Source organism: Moorena sp. SIO3I6 (genome assembly GCF_010672095.1).
Window position 1 is genome coordinate 1 of record NZ_JAAHHU010001124.1, and the last position, 1,649, is coordinate 1,649.

3 protein-coding genes are annotated in these 1,649 nt (G+C 43.4%); 2 read left to right on the plus strand and 1 reads right to left on the minus strand.

Features of this window, described 5'->3' with window-relative positions; translation table 11 throughout:
* The coding region (locus F6K49_RS46820) for a 3'-5' exonuclease (protein WP_293109324.1) at positions 1 to 1,101 on the plus strand (1,101 nt) is incomplete at its 5' end.
* Between the two features lie 22 nt (positions 1,102 to 1,123).
* Here F6K49_RS46820 and F6K49_RS46825 read toward each other — a convergent pair.
* Entirely contained in the window at positions 1,124 to 1,252 is a 129-nt protein-coding gene (locus tag F6K49_RS46825) for a hypothetical protein (RefSeq protein WP_267876355.1), read from the minus strand.
* Positions 1,253 to 1,402: 150 nt separating this feature from the next.
* Between F6K49_RS46825 and F6K49_RS46830 the strand changes: the two genes are divergently transcribed.
* Positions 1,403 to 1,649 (plus strand): glycosyltransferase (locus tag F6K49_RS46830; RefSeq protein ID WP_293109325.1); only part of this gene is annotated, 247 nt, incomplete at its 3' end.

Here is a 1,649-nt window from a genome sequence, read left to right on the forward strand (position 1 = left end):
TCAGGCAAAACTATAATCTTACTTAGTCGCGCCAAGTATCTCGCTGGGGAAAACTTCAACAAAAGAGTCCTGATTCTGTGCTTCCACAAAACATTAGCCGCCTACTTGCGATCGCTTATCGAAGAAGAAAACAATCCCCTCTATCAAGAACGGATTCGAGTTATACACTTCCACGCTTGGGCTAAATCCATCATGGGCCGATTACCCAATTTCAAAGATTACAACTTAGAAGAATATAACGAGGTGTTAGCTGATCTCCTTGTGGAAGCCCTATCTGATATTCCCACAGAAGAAAAATGGGATGCTGTACTTGTTGATGAAGCTCACACCTTCTATCCCAATTGGTTTAGGTGTTGCAAAGAGGCACTCAAAGACCCAGATAATGGTGACTTGCTTATCGTTTCGGATAAAAGTCAAAGTATCTACAAACGCCAAAAGTTCACCTGGAAGTCAGTCGGAATCAAGGCAAAGGGCAGAGTTAAGAAACTCAAGGACAACTATCGAAACACCAAAGAAATCTTATCCGCCGCTTGGGATTTAGTTCAGTCATTCTCGATTAAAGAAGATGGAGAAGAAACCTTTCCCGTTGTTAAACCCTCTGCTGAACTCCGCCAGGGCAAACGTCCAACTCTGTATCTGTGTGAGAGTCGAATGGCAGAAGTTGAAAATGCGATCGCACAAATTCAGCAACTCACCAGTCAAGGTTACCAACCCCAAGACATCGCTATCATCTATCGGTATTTGACAGACTACGAAAAGGAACCGTTTAGCTTTCTGACTCAACAGTTAGAATCGGGCTTGGGCTACTATTGGGTCTGTAAAGACAATAAAAACAAGGAGAATTACAGCATCCATCATCCAGGAGTAAGACTGATTACCGCCAAGTCTTCCCTCGGTCTGGAGTTCAAAGCCGTGATTCTTCTGTGGGTGCAGCAGTTTGGGTGGGTGCAGCAGTTTGGCGTGAAAGATGAAGCCGAGGCTAGACGGGAACTTTACGTTTCAATGACTCGCGCTCAAGATATCCTGCATTTGTTTGGGTCGGGTCAGTTTAAGTTATTGAAAGGCTTGCAAGAATGCGATCACTTAGATATTGTAAGCTGAGATTTTCCTAGAACAAATTATCCTAATGGCTGACCCCACCATTTCCATACTCTTTGTTAAAAAGTAATTTCCATCCCTGAATTAACGCCTGTTCTAACGGCTGTCGTGCCTTTCTCTCAACCGGAGTATCCCAGCAAAACGCGGTATTCACAAAGGTTTTTAACTCATACTGGTGGTTAAGGATGATGTAGTCTTAAGGATTTCTCACCAAAAGGGGTATGAGAACCGGATTTAGTATTAAAGACTTCTGCCAAGGATGCACTAGTCAGAGTTTTCGATAATTTTAACAGGATAGCTACTCATGAAACTCTGTATCGTTACCCACAAAGTCATGAAAAATGATGGCCAAGGTCGAGTCAACTATGAAGTCGCCAAAGAAGCCATTCGTCGCGGTCATCAGGTCACCTTATTAGCCAGTAATGTCGCCCCAGAACTCCAGCAGAGTAATCAGGTAAACTGGATTTTCATTCCAGTTAAAAGGTGGCCAACAGCACTAATTCGTCATCTAGTCTTTTCCTGGCGGAGTGGCAATTGGTTAAATCAACACA